This is a genomic window from Streptomyces sp. NPDC091292 (assembly GCF_044757265.1).
Classification (GTDB): domain Bacteria; phylum Actinomycetota; class Actinomycetes; order Streptomycetales; family Streptomycetaceae; genus Streptomyces.
This window is the reverse complement of record NZ_JBIVUQ010000023.1, coordinates 109,393-123,110: the sequence shown is the minus strand read 5'-3', so window position 1 is coordinate 123,110 and position 13,718 is coordinate 109,393. Positions and strand designations below refer to the sequence as shown.

Genomic DNA, 13,718 nt, shown 5'->3' with positions numbered 1-13,718 from the left:
GCCGCGATCTGGCACAACCACAAGACCGGCCAGCCGGTCACACGATCCTTGATCGCCTACGACCACTGATCACATAGGAATGACTCGTCTAGCGGCCCTCGGGCTCGTCAACCCGGTGCCGTTGCGCGCGACGGTTCACGCGGCTGCCCTCGGGGCGGAGACGATTTGGCCCCCGCTGCTGTCCGCCCTTGCTGCCGAAGCGTGGCTAGAGGCGGTCGAACGCACGCCCGGGACCGAGTGGACGCAGACCGCACCGACCCCGGCGGGTGCGCGGTGAGCCGAACCAACACCGTGGTCGCCCGTGCCTCTCACGCGTCCGTCGTGATTGATTACGACACGGGGACGACCGAGCTACGCCCCACGTCCAACGAGGTAACCGCCATGGGTGCGAAGGTCGTTGACCTTCCCGAAACTGTGCTGACGTGGGGAACCGTCGAACAGTCTGCGGCTCCGCCCGAGCCTGCCCCCATTCCGATGCGGTGGCGGATCGTCGCCGTGCCGGTCGTCCTCGCCACCGCCGCAGCGTGGGCCGCCGGCCGTCGCCGGAACCGGTTCTCTCGGCTCGTCCGCCTCGCGTGCTGGGGGCGCGACTTTCCCCCGGCTACGGCCGCTCAGGCTCGCTACGCTGTCCGCGCCGTTCGCTGGGCCGCACAGCTCTTGCCGATGCGCTGGGCGTGCCTGGAAAACTCAACGGCTGCCGCACTCGTGCTGACGGTCGTCCGACGCCGCGCAGAGTGGCGACACGGGGTAGCTCTCGACCCCGTACGGCTGCACGCGTGGATAACCGGCCCGGACGGGGCCCCGGTCGAGGAACCGGCAGACACCGTCCTGTACACCCCCACCTACACACCAGACGGCCCCGGCTCGGCACGGGCCACCAGGAAGGTACGACCGTGAGTGATCCACACATCCTCTTGAGCGGCGAAACGCTCGCCCTCGCCATGCCCCGCGCGGACATGCTGCCCGAGTACCACAAGTGGGAGAACGACCCCGCAACGATCACGGGGTACGGGAACCAGTGGGCGCAGGCGTGGGAAGTTCGCGCCGCCGGGTACGAGCGGCAGCGCGGGAACGAGCGCTTCCAGCAATTCGAGCTGGTCCGGCTGGACGACAGTACGCCCGTGGGAATGACGATCCTGGAAGTCAATACCTACGTGCGCACGGCCGAGTTCGTCATGGTCCTCGCCCCCGAGGAACGCGGGAAGGGGCACGCGAGCGAGGCAACGCGGCTCACGCTGGATTGGGCGTTCCACCTTGCACATCTGCGGGTGGTGTGGCTCAAGGTGCTTGAGCCCAACAAGGCCGGAGCCCGCGCCTACGAGAAGGCGGGGTTTCGTCCCGCTGGTCGGCTCCGCCGTTCGGGGTTCTGGCTCGGCGAACCCGTTGACGAGCTGCTCATGGACGCCGTGCCCGAGGACTTCCCCGGAAAGTCCGCCGTAGCTGCCGCTCTCGGTAGCTGACTCGCTGCCCCTCGCGGCCCCGCTCGTCCATGTGCGGGCGGGGCTCTTTCACCCTTCCCCGTAGGACCACGCATGCGTCAATGCAAAGCCACCGCCGATGTACACCCCGGCTTCCTGGTCTTCGCGATCCTCGCCGGGCAAGGGCACGTCTACGGCAACGATCTCGAACGCGCGCCCTCGCTCGCCCGCTGCGAACTCGGGCTCTGGCATGAGGGTGAACACTCCGACCACGTGTGGGACTGGCCCGACAGCGCAGCACCACCGCTGTGGGTCCACTGGAACGCGGGCCACACCATGCGGTTCGAGTCCCTGGCCTGGTGCGAGACCCCGGGCGGCCCGGACGGCGACGCGTGCAAGCTCTACCGGGATCACGCCCGCGAGCACTCGTGGGACCTGTTCGACCCGGAGACCGAAGCGCTGCGCCGCAGGGTTCACACCGAGTGGGCGCAGTTGATCAAGCGGCTGGGCAGGAAGCCTGACTAGTCGTCCTGGGCGCCGTCCTCGACGACTGCCTCACCCGGCTCGGCCACGTAGGACCCTCGGCCCGTCACCGTATAGATGAGCCCCTGATCCCGAAGAACCGCGAGGGCGGACCGTGCGGTATTGCGCGCGACCCCGTACCGCTCCGTCAGCTCTTTCTCGGACGGAAGGGGCCGCCCCGGGGCCAACTCGCCTCGCTCAATCTCCCCGATCAGATCAGCAGCAATCTGCCGGTACGGGGGCTCCGGGGCTCGGGGGTCGATTTCGCGCGCTGCCATGGGCCGAAGCGTAGACAACGCGCCACTCCGCGAGCGCACCCTAGACAGGGTTAAACATAACTAGACGGACCTATACAGGTTGCCCTACCGTCAGACATGAAAGCGCCCCGACAGACCGCTTAGGACCGGTCCATCGGGGCTCGCCGAACCAGCTTCCAAGGAGCTGAAACGACATGCGCGATGCTATCGCCCGCACCCTCGTACGGGTGCTCTCCGTCCTCATCCCCCGCCCGCCCGGACGCCACAGCGCCGAATACCTCGCCGCACAAACCCCCGAGCCCGCCCTCACCCCCGCCTCACCCTGGTCCCGCCCGTGGACCGCCCCCTCCGCTCAAGAAGTGCGCGCCGTCTTCCGGGACGAGCGCACGCAAGAGCTGCCCGAGCTACAGCGCGAACGCGTCTACGCCGCCGAGTTCGCCGACCTCGGTCTCGACTACGACTTTCCGACCATGCCTCTCAGCAGTGTCGTAGTGCGAGAGCGGGTGGCAGCGTGACGCGCGACGGACTGACCAGCGAACCCGCCGTGACGGTCGCCCTGTGCGTCGAGTGCCGCACCCTCACCAATGCCCCCGTGGCAGTCCGCTGGATCCACAGCGACAGCGGCCCCGGAACCACCCTCTACGCCTGCCCCCAGCACGCAATGAAGCAGGGGGCGGGCCCGACCCCCGAGGACGAACTGGACGACGCCCGCTAGCGCACCCGCAGACCGCCAACAACCCCGGCCGGACCCGCCGTTGATGCCCTACCACGCTCAGGGAAGGACTCCCACCAAAGCATCAACGGCACCCGACCACCGACTGTCCGACGGAGTCCCGTAACCGATCACCAGCGCGTCCGGCGACTCCCCCGCCGCCCCGGGATGCCGGTACCTCCCCAACCCGTGCACCGCGAGCCCCTGCCAGGCCGCGGCCCGCACCACCGTCCCCTCCGTACCGGCCGGAAGCTCCAGCACCGCGTGCAACCCGGCCGCGATCCCCGACACCCGGACCTCCGGCGCGCGCTCCGCCAGCGCCGCGACCAGCAGATCCCGTCGCCTCCGGTACCGCAGCCGCATCGCCCGTACATGCCGGTCGTACGCCCCGGAGGCGATGAACTCCGCTAGCGTCAGTTGATCGAGGGCCCCGGACGGCCGTACGACCCGGGCCTCCGCGACCTCGGCCGCCAGCCGCGCCGGCAGCACCATCCAGCCGAGCCGCAGGCCGGGCGCGAGGGATTTGGAGGCCGTGCCGAGGTACACGACCCGGTCCGGGTCGAGACCTTGCAGCGACCCGACGGACTGGCGGTCGTAGCGGAATTCGCCGTCGTAGTCGTCCTCCAGGATCAGCCCGCCGCTCCGCCGCGCCCACTCGACCACCGCCGCCCGCCGGTCGGGCCGCAGCGGCATCCCCATCGGGAACTGATGCGCCGGCGTGAGCAGCACCGCACCCGGGGCCATATCCGCCAACTCCCGTGTATCGGTGCCGAGTTGATCGAAGGGCAACGCCCTCGTACGCAGACCCGCCTCGCCCAGGACATTCCAGTGGAAGTCGAGTCCGTACGACTCCACGGCCACGTCCCGTACGCCGCGTCGGCGCAGCACCTTGCCGAGCAGGGCGAGCCCTTCGAGGAAGCCCGCGCAGACGAAGATCCGGTCCGGGTCGGCCCGTACGCCCCGGGCGCGGGCGAGATATCCGGCGAGCGCGGTCCGCAGCTCGATGCGTCCGCGCGCGTCGCCGTAGCCGAGGGCCTCGTTCGGGGCGGCGGTCAGGGCGCGGCGGGCCGCCTTGAGCCAGGCGGCGCGCGGGAACGACGCGAGGTCGGGGGTGCCGGGCGTGAAGTCGTAGGCGGGGCCGGAGTCGGCGGGGCGGCGGCGGGCCGGGGTCTCGGGGTTCGGGATGGGGCGTTCGGCGACGCGGGTGCCGGAGCCCTGCCGGGCGGTGAGCCATCCCTCGGCGACGAGATCCGCGTACGCGTCGGCGACGGTGTTACGGGCGATGCCCAGGTCGGCGGCGAGCGTACGGGACGACGGCAGCCGGGTCCCGGGCGCCAGCCGCCCGCCGCGCACGGCGTCCCGCAGCGCGTCCGTCAGCCCTCTGCGCACCCCGGCCCCGCGGGTCTCCAGATGCAGGTCCACTCCGGAAATGGCCTCGGAAGTGGCCTCGGGAGCGACCTCAGAAGTGGCCCAAGATTCCTCCATGGAAATGGACCATACCCCTGGGCGACCCCGCGCCTAGGCTCGACAGCATGACGACGGAAAGCACGCACACGGAAACCACGAACTACGACACGCGGTACGCCCCCGAGCACACCCCCCGCCTGGCCTGGGCCCAGCACGCCCCCGAGGTCTTCAAGGCGATGGTCCGTCTGGACGCCGCGTCCCGGAAGGGTCTCGACCCGGTGATCCTCGAACTGGTCAAGATCCGCGCCTCGCAGCTCAACCACTGCGCCTTCTGCCTCGACATGCACACGAAGGACGCCATCGCCGCCGGTGAGAGCGTCGAGCGGATCATCCAGCTCAGCGCCTGGGAGGAGTCCCGCCACTTCTACACCGAGCGCGAGCTGGCGGCGATCGAGCTGACCGAGGCGGTCACGGTCCTCACCGACGGCTTCGTCCCGGACGAGGTCTGGGACACGGCGGCGAAGCACTTCGACGAGCCGGAGCTGGCGGCCCTGATCGCGTCGATCACGGTCATCAACGCCTGGAACCGCTTCGGCGTGACCTGCCGCAACGTCCCCGGCCACTACCGCGCGGGCGACCACAAATAACCCGACTACAAGTGACACGGCGACCACAAGTGACCCGTACCACTACCCGTCCAGCCACCCCCGCCACCTCTCCTCGTGCGCGCCCACCCACCTCTCCGCCGCCTCCTCCGGGCTGAGTTTCCGGTCGGCGATCAGGAGGGACACCTCGTTCTGGTCCTGCGTCGTCCAGTGGAAGTTCTTCAGGAGGGCCGCCGCTTCGCCGCCCGACCGGGCGAAGTCGGCGTTGAGGTACTTCTGCAGCGGGGTCTCCGGGTACGCGCAGGCCACCGTCTCGGGGTCGGCGTCGCAGCCCTCCTTGTACGCCGGGAGCTTCACCTCCGTCATCGGGACCTTCTCGAACAGCCACTGCGGTGTGTACCAGTACGTGAGGAAGGGCTTCCGTTCCTTCGCGAACTGTTTGATCTGCGTGATCTGCGCCGCCTCCGAGCCCGAGAACACGACCTGGTAGTCGAGGTCCAGGTTCTTCACGAGCGCCTTGTCGTTGGTGACGTACGACGGGGAGCCGTCGAGGAGTTGTCCCTTGCCGCCGCTCTCCGGCGTGCGGAACCGGTCCGCGTACGTGTTGAGGTTCTTCCAGTCCGTGACGTCCGGGTGCTCCTTGGCGAAGTACGTCGGGACGAACCATCCGATGTGTCCGGTGACGCCGAGGTCGCCTGCGCCGACGATGGTCTTCTTGTCCTGGACGTACCGCTGTTCCTGCTCGGGGTGGCCCCAGTCCTCCAGGATCGCGTCGACGCGGCCCTGGCTGAGCGCGTCCCACGCTGGCACCTCGTCGACCTGGACGGTGTCGACGCGGTAGCCGAGTTCGTGTTCGAGCAGGTACTGCGTGACGGCGACGTTCGCCTGCGCGCCCACCCACGACTGCACGGACAGCGTCACCGTCTTCGCGCCCTGGGCGCCCGCGAACGGCGACGCCTCCTTCGTCATGTCGGCGGCCCCGCATCCGGACGCGGCCACCAGTGCCATCGCGGCCAATACAACACCGCTCACCCGTACGCGCATGTCAGGCCCCCTTCCCCGCTCGGCGTTCCGTCGGCTGTGTCACCCGGTCGAGCATCAGCCCCAGGCACACGATCGCGGCACCGGCCACCAGACCGGTCGCCAAGTCGCCCTGCGCGAGGCCGAACACGACGTCGTAGCCGAGGGCGCCGCCACCCACCAGACCTCCGATGATGACGACGGCGAGCACGAGGACGACCCCCTGGTTGACGGCGAGCAGCAGGGCGGGGCGCGCCAACGGGATCTGCACCTGACGGAGTTGCTGCCCTGTGCTTGCCCCGAGCGACCGCGCCGACTCCAGCGCCGCCGGATCGACCTGCCGCAGCCCCTGTGTGGTGATCCGGACGACGGCGGGCAGCGCGTACACGACGGCCGCCGCGACGGCGGGCGCCCTGCCGACGCCGAACAGCGCGACGACGGGGATCAGATATACGAACTGCGGCATCGTCTGGAAGACGTCCAGTACCGGCCGGAGCAACCGTTCCACGCGCACGCTCCGCGCCGCCGCGATCCCCACCCCGAACCCGATGACCAGGGTGACGGCGACCGCCGCGAGCACCTGCGACAACGTGTCGAGGGACGGCTTCCACACCCCGAGCACCCCGATCGCGGCCATCGCGAGGACGGCGGTGAGCGCGGTGCGCCACGTGCCGATCAGCCAGGCGAGCGCGGCGACGATCAGCAGGACGGACCACCAGGGCAAGGCGTGCAGCCCGTCCCGCAGCGGATCGAGCACCCATGTCGTGAACCGTCCCGCCCAGTCCGCCGTACCGCCCACGTACGGCACTCCGGAGTAGAGGTGGTCGGTCATCCATTCGACGGCGCGGTTGACGGGCGCGGCGATGTCCACGTCCCAGGAGGCGGGCCATTCGAGCCGGTCCGCGAACCGCGCGGCGAGCGCGACGGCCAGGGTGGCCACGGCGGCGGCCCCCCACGCACCCCACCGGGGCGCCCCCGTACCGATCCGCGCGCCCGCCGCCCCGGTCGTCCGGTCCAGTACGACGGCGAGCAGCACGATGGGAATGCCGGCGGCGAGCGCGGCGCCGACATCGACCGACGCGAGCGCCTGGTAGACGCGGTCGCCGAGGCCGCCCGCGCCGATCACGGAGGCGATGACGGCCATCGAAAGAGCCATCATGATCGTCTGGTTGAGGCCGAGGAGGAGTTCGCCCCGGGCGAGCGGCAGCCGTGCGGTGAGCAGGCGCTGCCGCGCGGTGGTGCCGAGCGAGGTGACGGCTTCCATGACGCCCTGGTCGGCGCCGCGCAGCCCGAGCGCGGTGAGGCGGGCCATGGGCGGCGCCGCGTAGACGACGGTGGCGAGGACGGCGGCCGGGACGCCGATCCCGAAGACGAGGACGACGGGCAGCAGATACGCGAAGGCGGGCAGCACCTGCATGGTGTCGAGTACGGGCCGCAGCGCACGGTACGTACGGTCACTGAGCCCGCCCGCGAGCCCGAGGACGAGCCCGACGGCGACGGACACCAGCACGGCTACCGCCATCAGCGCGAGGGTCTGCATGGTCGGCACCCACATCCCGAGCAGCCCGCACGCGAGGAAGGCGAGCGCGGTCCCGATCGCGAGCCGCACCCCGGCGACCCGCCAGGCGATCAGCGCGGCGGCGGCGGTGACACCGGCCCAGCCGGCGGCGAGGAGTACGAGGTAGACGGCGCGCACGGCGAGCGTGACGAGGTGCGACACGTGCCCGAAGAAGTAGAGGAAGAGAGGGTGGCTGTCGCGGTGGTCGATGATCCAGTCGCTGGCCTCGCCGAGTGGCTCGGACAGGTCGACGGTGAGGACGGCGGGCCAACTCCCGCTGTTCCAGAGGGAATGGGCGACGGGTACGAGGAGGGCGGCGCCGATCGCGAGCAGCAGCAGCTTTCCCAGGGACCGGTTTCTGGTGACCGCTTCGAAGCGGGGCGTGCGCCGCCGCGTGCCGGGTGCCCCGACGACCGCCATCAGACGCCCTCACGGCGCAGGCCGCCGCCCTCGTCGACCCCGGCGACCCGCGCGTCGACCCCCGCGACCACCCGCAGCAGCCGCTCGTGGTCGACCACGCCCACACACCTCGGCCCGTCCATCACCCGCGCGGCGGCCCCCGTACGGGACACCGCCTCGATCGCCTCCGCCACCGTCGCCCCGGGTGCCACGGCGGCCCCTCGCGCGGCCTCGTCGCCGACGGCCGGCCGCATCGCGGTACGGACCGTCAGAACCGACTGGCGCGGCACGTCCCGTACGAAGTCGCGGACGTAGTCGTCGGCGGGTGAGCCGACGATCTCCTCGGGCGTACCGAGCTGGACGACCCGGCCGTCCCGCATCAGCGCGATCCGGTCGCCGAGGCGCAGCGCCTCACTCAGATCGTGGGTGATGAAGACCATGGTGCGGCCCTCGTCCCGGTGCAGCCGCGCGACCTCTTCCTGCATGTCACGGCGGATCAGCGGGTCGAGCGCGCTGAACGGCTCGTCGAACAGGAGCACTTCGGGGTCGACGGCGAGCGCCCGTCCGAGTCCGACACGCTGCTGCTGGCCGCCGGAGAGCTGTGCGGGGCGCCGCTGTTCCATGCCCTCCAGGCCCACCTTGGTGACGACCTCGGCGGCCCGAGCCCGCCGCTCGGCGCGCCCCACGCCCTGGATCTCCAGGCCGTACGCGATGTTGTCGAGGACGGACCGGTGCGGCAGCAGCCCGAAGTGCTGGAAGACCATGGCGGCCCGGTGCCGCCGCAGCGCACGCAGCCGCGTCCGGTCCATGGCGAGTACGTCCTCGCCGTCGATGGAGATCGCGCCGGAGGTCGGCTCGACGAGGCGGGTCAGACACCGTACGAGCGTCGATTTGCCGGACCCGGACAGGCCCATGACGACGAAGACCTCGCCCTTGCGCACGTCGAAGGAGACGTCGCGGACGGCGGCGGTGCAGCCGGTACGGGATCTCAGGTCGGCGGGTTCCAGAGTGGCCAACTCCGGGTCGTGGGGCACCCGTTCGGCCTTGGGTCCGAAGACTTTCCAGAGCCGGTCGACGGCGAATACGGGGGTGGCGGCGCCTCCCTCGCCGCCTCCCTCGCCGCCCTCCTCACCGGCAGCCTTCACCGCGCGCCCCCGACTGCCAGCATTTCCGCGCATTTCTCGCCCACCATCAACACCCCGATCATCGGATTCACCGCGGGCATGGCCGGAAACACGGACGCGTCCGCGATCCGGATGCCGTCGAGACCCCTGATCCTCAACTCCGGGTCCACGACGGCGAGTTCGTCGTTCCTGTCACCCATACGGCAGGTTCCGGCCGGATGGTAGACGGTGTGCGCGACTTGGCGGGCGTAGGCGCTCAACTCCTCGTCCCCGGTGATCTCGGGTCCGGGACACACCTCCCGCTTGAGCCACCCGGCGAGCGGTTCCGTCTGGGCGATACGCCGGGCGATCCGGATGCCGTCGACCAGGGTGCGCCCGTCGTAGTCGTCCTCGTCCGTGAAGTAACGGAAGTCGAGGGCCGGTTTCTCGGCGGGATCGGCGCTGGTGAGGTAGAGCCGCCCACGGGAACGGGGCTTGGGGATATTGGGGGTCATCGATACGCCGTGCGGGGGGCGTTCGTAGCCGATGCGCTCCGGATTGTCGGTGAACGGTATCTGATAGAAGTGGAACATCAGATCGGGCCCGGCGTGTTCGGGATCACGGCGGACGAAAAGTCCCGCGTCGCTGTCCATCGCGGAATTCTCGGGAATGGGCCCTTCGGTCTCCCAGACGATGACCGACTCGGGGTGATCGAGCAGATTCTCACCGACACCCGGCAGGTCGTGTACGACGGGAATGCCTAGGTGGTCGAGGTCGTGGCGGGGGCCGATGCCGGAGTGGAGGAGCAGGCGGGGTGAGTCGACGGCGCCGGCGCAGAGGATCACCTCCTTGCGGGCCTGTACGAGAATGTCATCGCCGTCCTTGGTCCGCACCCGCACTCCCGTGGCGCGGGTGCCCTCAATCTCCAGTCTGTACGCCCAGGTCTCCAACATCAGGTGCAGATTGGGGCGGTCGAGGAAGGGGTGGAGATACGCGACGGAGGCGCTGGAGCGTTTGTTGTTCTCGGGGTGATAGGCGAGGTCGAAGAAGCCGACGCCTTCGGAGAAGGGTTTCTTGTTGAACCCCTCCACCCGGGGTACTCCGGTGGCGGCCTGGGCGGCGTCCACGAAGTCCCGGGCGATGGCGTTCCGGTCCTTTTCGTCCACCGGCACGATGTGGTTGAGCAGCCGGGCGAAGTACGCCTCCATCGGCACCGCGCCCCAGCCGCGCGCACCGGCCGCCTCCCATTCGTCCCAGTCGGACGGCAGCGGTTTGAAGGCGATGAGGGTGTTGTGCGAGGAGCAGCCGCCGAGGACGCGGGCCCTGCTGTGGCGGATGTGGGAATTGCCGCGAGGTTGTTCGGTGGTGGGGTAGTCGTAGTCCAGGTCGCCGCCGAGGAGGGTCATCCAGCGGCGGAGGGTGAGGACGTCTTCGCGGTCGATGTCGGTGGGGCCGGCTTCTATGAGGGCGACGGTGGTGTCGGGGGTTTCGGTGAGGCGGGAGGTGATGACGGAACCGGCGGTGCCGCCGCCGATGACTACGTAGTCGTATGTGGGGTGGGGCATGGGGGGCTCCTGGATTTACGGCGGGGCGGGGTTGGTTGCCGTTGTCTTTTGTGTGTTTGGGTGGGTGGGTGGGAATCACCGGTGGGAAAAGTGCCGGGTGCGCCCAAGTGCCGTGTACCTACCCCCGGAACCACCGAACCGGTGCGGCGGAAAGGTTCTCGTACACATGCTTCGGCTCCCGGTACTCCGCCAAGCCGGAAGGCCCCAGTTCCCGCCCGACCCCGCTTTTCCCGAACCCACCCCACTCGGCCTGGGGAAGGTAGGGATGGAAATCGTTGATCCAGACGGTCCCGTGGCGAAGTCGCCCGGCGACGCGCCGCGCCCGCCCGGAATCACTGGTCCACACAGCTCCCGCAAGCCCATATTCGGTGTCGTTTCCGAGGGCGACGGCTTCCTCCTCGGTAAGAAAGGTCTCCACGGTGAGAACAGGCCCGAAGACCTCCTCCCTCACCACCCGCATTCCGCGATGACACTGATCAAGAACGGTCGGCTCGTAGAAGTACCCGGTGGCGGGCCGCACATCGGAAGGCTCCGGCCGCTTACCCCCGCAGCGCACCACGGCACCCTCGCCGATCGCGGAAGCGACGTACTCCTCGGTCCGTGCCCGCTGCTGCTCAGATACGAGGGGCCCGCATTCGACGCCGCTCTCGGTACCGCGCCCGAGCCGGATCTTTCCGGCCCGCCGGGCGAGTTCGGCGACGAACCGTTCCCGTACGGACTCCTCGATGATGAGCCGCGACCCGGCGGAACAGACCTGCCCGCTGTGGATGAAGGCGGCGTTCAACGCCTGATCAACGGCGGTGTCGAAACCCTCACTCGTAGCACAGGCATCGGCGAAGACAACATTCGGATTCTTGCCGCCCAACTCCAGGGCGACCTTCTTCACGCCCGCGGCGGCGGCCCGAGCGACCTTCGTACCGCTGACCAGCCCGCCGGTGAACGACACGAGGTCCACGTCGGGATGCTCGGCGAGCCGCGCACCGACCGTCTCGCCCGGCCCCGTGACGACATTGGCGACCCCGGCCGGCAACCCGGCCTCACCGAGCAGCCGGATCAGCGCGACCGTGGTGAGCGGGGTGATCTCACTCGGCTTGATCACAAAGGTGTTCCCGGCGGCGAGCGCGGGCGCGATCTTCCAACTGGCCTGCAACAGCGGATAGTTCCAGGGCGTAATGAGGGAACAGACCCCGACGGGCTCGTACACGACGACGCTGTGGACGGTGTCGGACCCGGCATCGACAACCCGTCCCGCCGCTTCCCCCCGGACAAGATCGGCGAAGTAGCGGAACGCGTCGGCGACACAGTCGACGTCGACGCGCCCCTCCTCGACGGTCTTGCCCGCGTCGCGGCTTTCAAGCAGCCCGAGGGATTCCCGGTCGCATACGAGCAGATCGGCCGTACGCCGCAACAGGGCGGCCCGTTCGGCGACGGACGTACGGCGCCAGGGCCCGTCCTCGAACGCCGCGCGCGCCGCAGCAACGGCCTCATCGACATCCTCGGCACCGCCCTCGGCGACCTGTGCGAACGGCTTGGCATCCGAGGGGTCGATGATGTCGCGCGTGGCGCCCGAAAGAGCATGCCGCCACTCCCCGCCCACGTGAATACTGTGCTGTACCGACACGTCGTGTATGCCTTCCGTTCCGTAGCGCGACCGCCGCATCCCACCCGACGGGGGTGAGCACCTGCCCTGAGAAACAAAAAGCATGCAAGCCCCGACCGGGAACGTGAGCGGAGTCACCACAGCCCATCGGACCCTGTACCGAAACTGCGAACACCGGCAGGAAACCGCTTCAGATCGCCACATCCCACCCGGGCCCATCCTCCGTACACATCCATATGTGTTGACCACCGGCCGAAAACTTCGGCCCACGCGCGGGGGACCCAACTTTGGGAAGTGGCCAGATGCTTGTGGTTATGGTCGAAAGCGCCAAAGTTCAGATTCGCCTTGTCCCGGAAGGGGCGGCAAAGCGGGTCCGGTGAAGTCCGCTGCAGTTCGGCAACGCCCTGAAGGGGCGCGGGGAACTGCGCGACCAGCCACAACGGACCCGCAGGTAGGTAGTGCACCGGAGTTCCAGCGGAGCGCTCAGCGGCGCTTCCTGCGGATTCGCCGGATCAGTTGTGCGCCTTCCGCGAGGACCCGGCGGCGGAGTGATTCGGTTTCGGGGTCGTGCACGTTCCACGCGTGCTCGCGGGCGTGGTCCCGGTACAGCGTGCAGGCGTCGCCGTCCTTGCCGCCCTGCGTCTCGCACCAGGGCAGGCACTCGAACCGCAAGGTTTCGCCGGTGTGCCAGCGGGCCCAGAGCGGTGGGGCCATGCCGTCGGGCCAGTCCCACACGTGGTCGGCGTGCTCACCCTCGTGCCAGAGCCCCAATTCGCAGCGAGCCCACCGGGGCGTGTAGCTCAGATCGTCGCCATAGATCCGCCCTTGTCCGGCGAAGATGGCATAGAGGAGGGCGGCGCGCGGCACTTCGGCCGTGGCTTCGCATTGACGCATGGCTGGTCCTTCGGTCATGTGGTCACCCGCTCGATGGTGCGCGGGTCCACATCTGCGGGCGGGTCCCACTGGACGGTGTCGCGGACGGTCCGTTCGTAGCGGCGGTGACCGGTGCGGCGGAAGTGGAATTCGGCCCACTCCTCAACTCCGACCGGGGTGAGCCCTTTGGCGGCATCGGGCGGTTCCGCCCCACAAGGCGGAGAACCGGATACGCACGCGATAGATGCGCGGACGCCCTCGAACTCCACATACATCAGCGTCCATAAGAGGTGACGGAACGACCGAGTCATCCCCATGGAGAGCCCCCGCTGCTGCGCTCGTTCACTTCGGTGAGAGCGGGCCGGAGTCGGTCCGCCGCCGTGGCCGGCCGCACATCCGCACGCGACGCGTCCCACTCGATGCCGCCCCGGGGCGGACGGAGCACGTAGTGGGTGCCGTAGTCATCCATGACCACCCCAACGCGCTTGGCGCGGGCGTCGTAGGCGATGGCACCCACGGAGAGTTCGCTGCTCATGTCGCCCCCATTCGAGCGGGGCAGTCGGCGAGCCTCGTGCAGGAACGAGCGAGGGGGACCCGCTCCACCCTGGGGTAGGGCGCGGCGCTCCGCGTCGTCAGGCTGTGCGCTGTTGGTCATTCGGCTGCCTCACTCGCTCGCTCG

The 13,718-nt window shown here is 69.6% G+C and carries 15 protein-coding genes; 6 read left to right on the top strand and 9 right to left on the bottom strand.

The features are described 5' to 3' along the window. Positions 1 to 381: 381 nt before the first annotated feature. From ACIQNU_RS37580 to ACIQNU_RS37570, 3 genes are all read left to right on the top strand, one after another. Positions 382 to 897: a lasso peptide biosynthesis B2 protein gene (locus ACIQNU_RS37580; RefSeq protein ID WP_401375290.1), complete on the top strand. Its 516-nt coding sequence runs from the start codon at positions 382 to 384 to the stop codon at positions 895 to 897. Then, on the top strand, positions 894 to 1,460 hold the full coding sequence (locus tag ACIQNU_RS37575; protein ID WP_401375269.1) for a GNAT family N-acetyltransferase: 567 nt from the start codon (positions 894 to 896) through the stop codon (positions 1,458 to 1,460). Before ACIQNU_RS37580 ends, ACIQNU_RS37575 begins: the two co-directional genes overlap by 4 nt. Before the next feature lie 72 nt (positions 1,461 to 1,532). Beyond that, the gene (locus ACIQNU_RS37570) at positions 1,533 to 1,943 is read left to right on the top strand and encodes a hypothetical protein (protein WP_401375266.1); all 411 of its coding nucleotides are present in this window, start codon (positions 1,533 to 1,535) and stop codon (positions 1,941 to 1,943) included. Here the strand turns inward: ACIQNU_RS37570 and ACIQNU_RS37565 are convergent. Then, the gene (locus ACIQNU_RS37565; RefSeq protein WP_401375265.1) at positions 1,940 to 2,218 is read right to left on the bottom strand and encodes a GntR family transcriptional regulator; all 279 of its coding nucleotides are present in this window, start codon (positions 2,216 to 2,218) and stop codon (positions 1,940 to 1,942) included. The two genes, ACIQNU_RS37570 and ACIQNU_RS37565, sit on opposite strands and share 4 nt — an antisense overlap. Before the next feature lie 173 nt (positions 2,219 to 2,391). On the opposite strand from ACIQNU_RS37565, the gene ACIQNU_RS37560 reads away from it, so the two are divergent. After that, on the top strand, positions 2,392 to 2,712 hold the full coding sequence (locus tag ACIQNU_RS37560) for a hypothetical protein (protein WP_401375262.1): 321 nt from the start codon (positions 2,392 to 2,394) through the stop codon (positions 2,710 to 2,712). Beyond that, positions 2,709 to 2,912, top strand: a complete 204-nt coding sequence (locus ACIQNU_RS37555; protein WP_401375260.1) for a hypothetical protein — start codon at positions 2,709 to 2,711, stop codon at positions 2,910 to 2,912. The genes ACIQNU_RS37560 and ACIQNU_RS37555 overlap by 4 nt, the downstream gene beginning before the upstream one ends. 57 nt (positions 2,913 to 2,969) lie before the next feature. On the opposite strand, the gene ACIQNU_RS37550 is transcribed toward ACIQNU_RS37555, so the two are convergent. Further along, entirely contained in the window at positions 2,970 to 4,394 is a 1,425-nt protein-coding gene (locus ACIQNU_RS37550; protein WP_401375257.1) for a PLP-dependent aminotransferase family protein, read from the bottom strand. 47 nt (positions 4,395 to 4,441) lie between these two features. Between ACIQNU_RS37550 and ACIQNU_RS37545 the strand changes: the two genes are divergently transcribed. After that, positions 4,442 to 4,963 (top strand): carboxymuconolactone decarboxylase family protein, encoded by a 522-nt coding sequence (locus tag ACIQNU_RS37545; RefSeq protein ID WP_401375255.1) that lies wholly within the window; start codon positions 4,442 to 4,444, stop codon positions 4,961 to 4,963. 42 nt (positions 4,964 to 5,005) lie between these two features. On the opposite strand, the gene ACIQNU_RS37540 is transcribed toward ACIQNU_RS37545, so the two are convergent. The 7 genes from ACIQNU_RS37540 to ACIQNU_RS37510 all read right to left on the bottom strand — a co-directional run bounded on the left by ACIQNU_RS37540 (position 5,006) and on the right by ACIQNU_RS37510 (position 13,574). Further along, positions 5,006 to 5,965, bottom strand: coding sequence for an ABC transporter substrate-binding protein (locus ACIQNU_RS37540; RefSeq protein WP_401375253.1), 960 nt, complete (start codon positions 5,963 to 5,965; stop codon positions 5,006 to 5,008). Position 5,966: 1 nt separating this feature from the next. After that, positions 5,967 to 7,919, bottom strand: a complete 1,953-nt coding sequence (locus ACIQNU_RS37535) for an ABC transporter permease (RefSeq protein WP_401375250.1) — start codon at positions 7,917 to 7,919, stop codon at positions 5,967 to 5,969. Then, the gene (locus ACIQNU_RS37530) at positions 7,919 to 9,076 is read right to left on the bottom strand and encodes a betaine/proline/choline family ABC transporter ATP-binding protein (RefSeq protein WP_401375248.1); all 1,158 of its coding nucleotides are present in this window, start codon (positions 9,074 to 9,076) and stop codon (positions 7,919 to 7,921) included. Before ACIQNU_RS37530 ends, ACIQNU_RS37535 begins: the two co-directional genes overlap by 1 nt. Beyond that, complete coding sequence (locus ACIQNU_RS37525; protein WP_401375246.1) at positions 9,040 to 10,566, bottom strand: GMC family oxidoreductase; 1,527 nt, start codon at positions 10,564 to 10,566, stop codon at positions 9,040 to 9,042. The genes ACIQNU_RS37530 and ACIQNU_RS37525 overlap by 37 nt, the downstream gene beginning before the upstream one ends. Positions 10,567 to 10,684: 118 nt before the next feature. Continuing rightward, entirely contained in the window at positions 10,685 to 12,226 is a 1,542-nt protein-coding gene (locus ACIQNU_RS37520; RefSeq protein ID WP_401375243.1) for an aldehyde dehydrogenase family protein, read from the bottom strand. A gap of 423 nt (positions 12,227 to 12,649) precedes the next feature. Beyond that, positions 12,650 to 13,060, bottom strand: coding sequence for a hypothetical protein (locus ACIQNU_RS37515; RefSeq protein WP_401375241.1), 411 nt, complete (start codon positions 13,058 to 13,060; stop codon positions 12,650 to 12,652). A 286-nt stretch (positions 13,061 to 13,346) separates the two neighbouring features. After that, on the bottom strand, positions 13,347 to 13,574 hold the full coding sequence (locus ACIQNU_RS37510) for a hypothetical protein (protein WP_401375238.1): 228 nt from the start codon (positions 13,572 to 13,574) through the stop codon (positions 13,347 to 13,349). Positions 13,575 to 13,718: the final 144 nt, after the last annotated feature.

Coding starts and splice junctions, on each gene's coding strand:
- ACIQNU_RS37580 (WP_401375290.1), top strand. CDS start 382: ATGGGTGCGAAGGTCGTTGACCTTCCCGAAACTGTGCTGACGTGGGGA.
- ACIQNU_RS37570 (WP_401375266.1), top strand. CDS start 1,533: ATGCGTCAATGCAAAGCCACCGCCGATGTACACCCCGGCTTCCTGGTC.
- ACIQNU_RS37565 (WP_401375265.1), bottom strand. CDS start 2,218: ATGGCAGCGCGCGAAATCGACCCCCGAGCCCCGGAGCCCCCGTACCGG.
- ACIQNU_RS37560 (WP_401375262.1), top strand. CDS start 2,392: ATGCGCGATGCTATCGCCCGCACCCTCGTACGGGTGCTCTCCGTCCTC.
- ACIQNU_RS37550 (WP_401375257.1), bottom strand. CDS start 4,394: ATGGAGGAATCTTGGGCCACTTCTGAGGTCGCTCCCGAGGCCACTTCC.
- ACIQNU_RS37545 (WP_401375255.1), top strand. CDS start 4,442: ATGACGACGGAAAGCACGCACACGGAAACCACGAACTACGACACGCGG.
- ACIQNU_RS37540 (WP_401375253.1), bottom strand. CDS start 5,965: ATGCGCGTACGGGTGAGCGGTGTTGTATTGGCCGCGATGGCACTGGTG.
- ACIQNU_RS37535 (WP_401375250.1), bottom strand. CDS start 7,919: ATGGCGGTCGTCGGGGCACCCGGCACGCGGCGGCGCACGCCCCGCTTC.
- ACIQNU_RS37530 (WP_401375248.1), bottom strand. CDS start 9,076: ATGCGCGGAAATGCTGGCAGTCGGGGGCGCGCGGTGAAGGCTGCCGGT.
- ACIQNU_RS37525 (WP_401375246.1), bottom strand. CDS start 10,566: ATGCCCCACCCCACATACGACTACGTAGTCATCGGCGGCGGCACCGCC.
- ACIQNU_RS37520 (WP_401375243.1), bottom strand. CDS start 12,226: ATGCGGCGGTCGCGCTACGGAACGGAAGGCATACACGACGTGTCGGTA.
- ACIQNU_RS37515 (WP_401375241.1), bottom strand. CDS start 13,060: ATGCGTCAATGCGAAGCCACGGCCGAAGTGCCGCGCGCCGCCCTCCTC.
- ACIQNU_RS37510 (WP_401375238.1), bottom strand. CDS start 13,574: ATGAGCAGCGAACTCTCCGTGGGTGCCATCGCCTACGACGCCCGCGCC.